Annotated in this window: 6 protein-coding genes; 1 reads left to right on the forward strand and 5 read right to left on the reverse strand. The window is 66.6% G+C overall.

What is annotated here, in order from left to right; translation table 11 throughout:
• Positions 1-6 precede the first annotated feature (6 nt).
• The 5 genes from C1H69_RS19210 to C1H69_RS19230 form a co-directional block, all read right to left on the reverse strand.
• Positions 7-801: a sulfite exporter TauE/SafE family protein gene (locus C1H69_RS19210; RefSeq protein WP_102655000.1), complete on the reverse strand. Its 795-nt coding sequence runs from the start codon at positions 799-801 to the stop codon at positions 7-9.
• The gene (locus C1H69_RS19215) at positions 798-2,258 is read right to left on the reverse strand and encodes a response regulator (protein ID WP_165789540.1); all 1,461 of its coding nucleotides are present in this window, start codon (positions 2,256-2,258) and stop codon (positions 798-800) included. The genes C1H69_RS19210 and C1H69_RS19215 overlap by 4 nt, the downstream gene beginning before the upstream one ends.
• Positions 2,242-3,045 carry an NRDE family protein gene (locus tag C1H69_RS19220; protein WP_102655002.1) on the reverse strand — a complete coding sequence of 268 codons (804 nt, stop codon included), beginning with the start codon at positions 3,043-3,045 and terminating at the stop codon, positions 2,242-2,244. The genes C1H69_RS19215 and C1H69_RS19220 overlap by 17 nt, the downstream gene beginning before the upstream one ends.
• 9 nt (positions 3,046-3,054) lie before the next feature.
• Positions 3,055-5,316 (reverse strand): phosphoenolpyruvate--protein phosphotransferase, encoded by a 2,262-nt coding sequence (ptsP, locus tag C1H69_RS19225; RefSeq protein WP_102655010.1) that lies wholly within the window; start codon positions 5,314-5,316, stop codon positions 3,055-3,057.
• Positions 5,317-5,449: 133 nt separating this feature from the next.
• Positions 5,450-5,941 (reverse strand): RNA pyrophosphohydrolase, encoded by a 492-nt coding sequence (locus C1H69_RS19230; RefSeq protein WP_102655003.1) that lies wholly within the window; start codon positions 5,939-5,941, stop codon positions 5,450-5,452.
• A gap of 235 nt (positions 5,942-6,176) precedes the next feature.
• Between C1H69_RS19230 and C1H69_RS19235 the strand changes: the two genes are divergently transcribed.
• The gene (locus C1H69_RS19235) at positions 6,177-6,833 is read left to right on the forward strand and encodes a histidinol-phosphatase (RefSeq protein ID WP_102655004.1); all 657 of its coding nucleotides are present in this window, start codon (positions 6,177-6,179) and stop codon (positions 6,831-6,833) included.
• The last annotated feature ends 425 nt before the right edge of the window (positions 6,834-7,258 follow it).

A 7,258-nucleotide genomic window follows, 5' to 3' on the forward strand; every position in this document is an offset into this window, starting at 1 on the left:
CTTACCTCAGAACAGGAATCTCAGACCCACTATCGCCAACAGGACGGCGAAAGAGAGTCGCAGTATCTTGGCCGGCAGCACGTGGGCCAGGCGCACACCCAACCGGGCGAAGGGCACGCTGGCGATCACGATGCCGAGGAAGGCGGGCCACATGACGAAACCGGTGGCTCCAGCCGGCAGCAGGACGTTGCCCCACCCCACGACGATGAAGGTTGCCGCACCGGCCAGGGCGATGGGCAGCCCGCATGCGGACGAGGTGCCGATGGCACTCGTCATGCTGGCGCCGCAGCGGGACAGCCAGGGCACGCTCAGCGTGCCGCCACCAATTCCGAACAGCGCCGAAATGGCGCCGATCACCCCGCCGGCGATACCCATGCCCAGCCGCCCGGGCACGACGGCACCCGCCTTCGGGCCCTTGCCCAGCGCCATCCTGGCCGCCACGAGAATCACGAAAACGCCGAACAGGGTGCCAAGCAGCCCGCCGGAAAGCGCCCCGGCCACGAAGACGCCGGCCACGGCTCCCAGTATCAGGCCCGGCAGCAGGGCCATGAACCAGTCACGCTGGATGCTGCCCCTGCGATGGTGCGCCCAGGCCGATGAGCTGCCCGTCACCACGATGGTGGCAAGCGAGGTGCCGACGGCCAGGTGCATGGTAACGGCGGGGTCGACGCCCTGCAGGCCGAAGGCGAACACCAGAGCCGGCACGATGACCAGCCCACCCCCGACGCCGAACAGGCCCGCCATGGTGCCGGCCGCCGCTCCCAGTGCCAGGTAGCCGAGCAGGGTTGCGATGAGTGTCATGATGCCGCCGTTTCCTCGAAGGCGTCCGGACGCCAGTGCCGTAGCAGGTCGATGAGAGCCCGGGGGCCGTAGGGCTTGGCCAGGTAGTCGTCCATGCCGGCGTCGCGAAAACGTCGCCTATCGCTCTCGGTCGCGTTGGCGGTCAGGGCCACCAGTATGCTGCGGGTTCCCTCGGGGTCGCGGGTTTCCAGTTCGCGCCAGCGACGCGCCGCCTCCACGCCATCCATGCCCGGCATGAAGATGTCCATCAGTACCAGGTCGTAGGTCTTTTGATGCCGGCGTTCCAGCGACTCCTGGCCACTGGCGACGCTGTCCACGCTGAAGCCCTGGGCTTCCAGTACCTGGCTGGCCAGCATGCGATTGACCGGGCCGTCGTCGACGACCAGCACCCGCAGGGGCACCTCGCGCGACACCAGGAGCAATTCGTTCGGCATTTCCAGGTTCTCGCCATTGCCGGCCAGGCTGCTCACCAGCAGCATCACGTCGGCCATGCGTTCACGCAGTTCGACGAGATGGCGGGAGTCGATATGAGTGGCGGCATTCTCCAATTCCCGAGTCAGGTCGGCAAGCAACGGTTCCAGCTCGCGCTGCAGCAGCGTCAGGTAGCGCGACTTGAGGCGGGACTCTTCCCGGGCCCGTTCGCGTGCCGCCACCAGTCCACCCAGTTGGGGCAATCGCTCATGGGGGTCCTCGAACAGCAGCAGCTCGTACTCCCCGGTTTCGAGACATTCCACCAGCAGTTGCCGCCAGTTCCCTTCGGCATCGAGCACCTGCATTTCACCCGGCTTGCCGTCGGGCGGCCGTTGAGCGCGCAGCCAGGCAGCGGGCGGCTTGCCGTTCAGGCTTCCCCCCCCTTTGCCCAGCAGTTGCTCCATCACCAGGTTGGTGCCCACGATGTCGCCCTGATAGAGCAGCAGGGCCGGGCGCGAGGTGGACATAAGCAGGCCGGCCAGGTCGGGCACCCGGCGCAAGCGAGCCTGAAGCTGGCCCACGCGGCTCTGGAGCCTGTTCAATCGATCCAGGGCCGAGTCGGTAGCGGAAACCGTGGCCATCGGCGGTTCGCGCCAGCGAGGCAGGGCCTGGTCGGCCTCGAACAGGAGCCGTTCGAGGCGCCTGAGGCCATTGTCCACATGCGCCTCGCAGTCTCGCAGGCGATGGCGCAGTTGCAGCAGAAAGGCGGTCGTGGTCAGGGTGGTGCCGGCCAGCAGTGTAAGCAGCAACCAGCCGGAAGCCGCCCAGGAGGTGGGGTCGGGCGTGGCCTGCCACAGAAAGAGACCCACGGCCAGACAGAGCAGCACGAGCAGCAACTGGGCCAGCAGCAGCGGCCATAGCAGCGGCCAGACCAGGCGGGGCCAGAGGTACTCCTTGCGAGTAGCGGGCATCATCATCCCTGTGGCAATGCGGCGATGTTTGGGAGTGTACGCCGCCCGGCCACGGCTGTCATGGCAGCGCGGCATGACCGCTTTCATTCCCTTCGAGCGACACGATTTCTTCATTTTCCCCCAGCGCCTGGCCACCGGGGCCAAAGCGACGCTCTCCCAGCCGAATGGTGCCGTCCCCGGCATTCCACTCCAGCCAGGTCATGGCCCGGGTGCCATACCGCTCCCCTTGTATGAAGGGAGCCGACAGCCAGCGTTCCAGCTCCAGGCCCACGCCGGTTTCGGGCAGATGGGCATCGTCCGCCGGATGGTGGTCCGCCATGGCGGCCAGCGCGTCTTGCGGCCAGCGCCCGCGACGCAGTGCGGTCATCACGCCTTGCCGTGCGGTGATCAGCTTGGGCCAGGGAGTGTCCAGGCTGGCGTTGGAGAGCCCGTGGACCCCGGGCGACACGGTGGACAGGGACAGGCGTTCACGCCCCCGGTGCAGATGCCAGAGCCGTCCACGGTCTCCCGCCAGCAGGTTGAAGCCGGCATAGCGCCAGCCATCACCGCCGGCCAGTGCCTTCAGCCAGCCGGCGAGATCGGAGCATTCCAGGGCATCGCGCACCAGTTGGCCACGGCTCGGCGCGGCGGCCCCTACCTTGAGCGCGGGATCACGCACGTTGGTCACCGCGGCGAAGCGCCCACTCCGGTGCACCGCGAGCCAGCTGCCGCCGGCTTCGAGGTCTCGCCCGCCGACGATGCCGGGGGCGTCGCCCCAGGTACCCAGCGGGGCCGAAGGCCGGTGATGGAACTCGTCGCGGTTGGCCACCAGGCGAAGCGGGACGCGAGTGTCAGGCCGGTATTCGAAGGCGATCAGGCACATGGATCGCGGTCAGTCTCGCGGCGGCAGCAGGTGCGCCAGCTGCCACTCGCTCAGTTGATGGAACAGATGGCTACGCACCGCACTGGGCGTATTGAGTGCCAGGGTTTCCTCGACCAGGGCCCTTGCCGCGTCAAGGGAGACCCGCCGGATGGCGGCCCGAACCCGGGGCAGGCTGGGTGCGTTCATGGAAAGGGCATTGAAGCCCATCCCCATCAGCAGCAATGCCCCGGCCGGGTCGCCAGCCAGTTCACCACAGACCGAAATCGGCATCTTGAGCCGCGCGGATTCGGTCGCCAGCTTCGCCATGGCACTGAGCACCGCCGGATGGCAGGCGTCGTAGAGCCCCGCGACGCGGGGGTTGTTGCGGTCCACCGCCAGCAGGTATTGGGTGAGGTCGTTGCTGCCCACCGAGAAGAAGTCGGTTCGCTCGGCCAGGGCGTCGAGTTGATAGAGGGTGGCCGGCACTTCCAGCATCACGCCCACCCGGGGGCGCTTGACGATCACGTCGTCCTCGGCCAGTTCACGAATGGCCCGGTCCAGCAGCTTCAGGGCGTCGTCGACCTCGTCGACGTTGGTCACCATGGGCAGCAGCACCTGCAGGTTGTCGAGCCCCTGGGAGGCGCGCAGCATGGCGCGCAGCTGCACCATCAGGACTTCGGGGTGATCGAGGGTGACCCGGATGCCACGCCAGCCAAGGAAGGGGTTGGCCTCCTCGATGGGAAAATAAGGCAGGTCCTTGTCGCCGCCGATATCGAGGGTACGCATGACCACGGGCAGGGGCGCGAAGCTTTCGAGCTGATCGCGATAGAGCCGGACCTGCTCCTGCTCCCCGGGAAAGCGTTCGGCGATCATGAAAGGCACTTCGGTGCGGTACAGCCCCACTCCGCTGATGCGTTTCTTCAGCGACACCGCCATGTCGATGGCCAGGCCGGTATTGACCATGAGCGGCATGGCATGACCGTCCGGGGTCTCGCTGGGCAGGTCCTGCTCGTGCTCCAGTACCTCGGTCAGCGCCTCTTCCTCGGCGATCAGGCTGCGGTAGCGGTTCTCGAGCTCTTCGGACGGCCGCACGAACAGGCGGCCACGGTGGCCGTCCAGCACCACCCGAACGCCACTGAGCCGCGGGAGGGGAAGGTCGACCATGCCCAGCACGGTGGGTATCCCCATGGCCCGGGCGATGATCGCCACGTGGGAGGTGCTGGAACCGCGAACGGACACCAGCCCGGCAAGGCGTTCGCGGGGTATTTCGCCCAGGGTGGCGACGCTGATCTCGTCCCCCACCAGTATGGAGTTTTCCGGAAAGGTGTCGGGCATCTGGGGCGTTTCTTCCTGCAGGTGGGCCAGCACGCGGCGACCCAGGTCGCGCACATCGGCGGCCCGCTCACGCAGGTAGTCGTCGTCGACACGCTCCAGGTACTGCACGTGACGACGCACCACATCGGCCAGGGCCCCGGGCGCCCACTGCCCTTCGCGGATGCGCTTCTCGACTTCCTGGGAAAGCGCCGCCTCGCTGAGCATCTGCTGGTAGACCTCGAACAGGGCCAGCTCCTGGGCCGAGATACGGCTTGCCAGGCGCTCGCCCGCCGCCTTGATCTCTTCGCGGACACGCCCGATGGCCACTCGAAGCCGGGAGATCTCATGTTCGACGTCGGTAGGAACCAGGTCCGGGACACTGCTCAGGTCCGCCGGCGGGGCGACGACCACCACTTCGCCAATGGCCATGCCGGGCGACGCCGCCACGCCGGTAAACAGGGCCTGGCCACCCGGCAGGCTGGGGCGATTCAGGCTGCCGGTGGCCAGGGCATGGGCCAGCACCCCGGCAAGCTGCGCCCCCATGGTGATGAGGAAGGCTTCGTCTTCGTCGTCGTAGCGACGCTTTTCGCTCTGCTGCACCACCAGCACGCCCAGCATGCGGCGCTGGTGGATGATGGGAACGCCCAGGAAGCTGGAATACCGCTCCTCGCCGGTCGCCTCGAAGTAGCGGAAGCGTGGATGAGACGGCGCATCCTCGAGGTTGAGCGGCTCTTCACGCTCCGCCACCAGGCCGACCAGACCCTCTCCGATCCGCAGGCTGACCCGGCCCACCGCGCGGCTGTGCAAGCCAATGGTTTCCATCAGCACCAGCTCGTCGATATCGGGATCGTAGAGATAGAAGGAACACACATCGGTGCGCATGGCCTTGCGGATACGGCGCACCATGGTGGCCAAGGCCGCGTCCAGGTTGCGCGCCCCGTTGACCTCCTGAATGACCCGGCGCAGAACCTCGAGCATCGGCGTCTTGCTTTCCATGATTGTCGTCTCCCGCCTGCTGAGGAACCCCCGCCGATGATCTCCATCCGAGCGAAGGGGCTGCCACCCCTGGACCGTCACCTCCCTGGCGATCGGTTGACGTCCAGGGGTCGTGTCACCGCCCTTCCAGCGCCAGCCGCTGGGCACGAGGCGACAGTTCCCTCAGGGCCCGGCGATAGACCTCGCGCTTGAAGGGCACTACCTGGCCCAGTGGGTACCAGTAGCTGACCCAGCGCCAGCCGTCGAACTCCGGCTTGGCCGAGCTATCCATGCAAATGCGACTCTCCTGACAGCGGATCCGTAGCAGGAACCACTTCTGTTTCTGGCCAATGCAGACCGGCCTGGAATTCGTTCGAACCATGCGTCGCGGCAGGCGATAGCGCAGCCATCCCCGGGTACAGGCAAGCAGTTCGACGTCATCGACGGTCAGGCCGATTTCCTCTTCCAGCTCGCGATAGAGGGCCTGTTGCGGTGTTTCGGTTGCCTTGATGCCTCCCTGGGGAAACTGCCACGCATTCTGTCCTACCCGACGCGCCCATAGCAGCTGCCCCTGGCCGTTGGCGATGATAATGCCAACGTTGGGGCGAAAGCCGTCAGCGTCGATCACGGACGTCACCTTGTAGATTCGTCATTGAGGTCATTCTTCCACAATGCGACGAAGCGCATCAATACAACAAAGCGGCAGTGTGCCTCGAACACCCCCGCGGGCTCGGCGGGAAAAGCCGCGCCCGTGGCTTAGCACCGGCCGTGAATGTCTGACATAATCCCGGGCTTTCGTTCACAAAACGCCGTCATTTCTTACACGTTGGACGGCTTTTCTCATCAACCGAAAGGGGTAAGTCGTGAGCCTGGCCATCTTCGACCTGGACAACACCTTGCTGTCCATCGACAGCGACCACGCCTGGGGCGAGTTTCTACTGGAACAGGGCGCCGTGGACCCGGTGGCCTATCGCGAGGCCAACGACCGGTTCATGGCCGACTACGAGGCCGGCACGCTGGACATGCATGCGTTTCTGGAAGTGGCGCTCAGGCCACTGGCCGAGAACAGCCCGGAGCAGCTGGCCGCCTGGCATCAGCAGTTCATGGCCAGCAAGATCGAACCGCACGTCCTGGTCAAGGGCGAGGAGCTGATGGCCCGTCACCGTGCCAGCGGCGACACCCTGCTGATCGTTACCGCCACCAACCGCTTCATCACCGCCCCCATCGCCCAGCGCCTGGGCGTGGACCACCTGATCGCCGTGGAGCCGGAGATGATAGACGGACGCTACACCGGCAAGGTGAGCGGTACGCCGAGCTATCGGGAGGGCAAGGTGGCACGCCTCGAGGAGTGGCTGGCCGGCACCGACCTGACCCTGGACGGCGCGTGGTTCTACAGCGACTCCCACAACGACCTGCCGCTGCTGGAACGGGTCGAGCACCCCGTGGCGGTGGACCCGGACGACACCCTGCGCGAAGTGGCCGAAAGGAAGGGCTGGCGGATCATCAGCCTGCGGGATTGATGGCAGGCATGAGCCACCCTCCAACAGCGATACTCTCCACCCTGTCGGAGGACGATTTATCGCACGACCGCGGTGTTGCCCCGCCTTGGCGATAATCGCCAACGCAGCGGCCTCCGCCGGGCGCCTGCGGCGCCGGTCGCGACGCAGAGCGGCGCTCCAACAGGGTGGGGGAAACAAGGCTGTGGGAGGACGATTTATCGCACGACCGCGGTGTTGCCCCGCCTTGGCGATAGTTGCCAACGCAGTGGCCTCCGCCGGGCGCCTGCGGCGCCGGTCGCGACGCAGAGCGGCGCTCCAACAGAGTGGGGGAAACAGGCTGTGGGAGGACGATTTATCGCACGGCCGCGGTGTTGCCCCGCCTTGGTGATAATCGCCAACGCAGCGGCCTCCGCCGGGCGCCTGCGGCGCCGGTCGCGACGCAGAGC

It is taken from the genome of Billgrantia endophytica (genome assembly GCF_002879615.1).
In the GTDB taxonomy this organism is placed as follows: Bacteria; Pseudomonadota; Gammaproteobacteria; order Pseudomonadales; family Halomonadaceae; genus Halomonas; species Halomonas endophytica.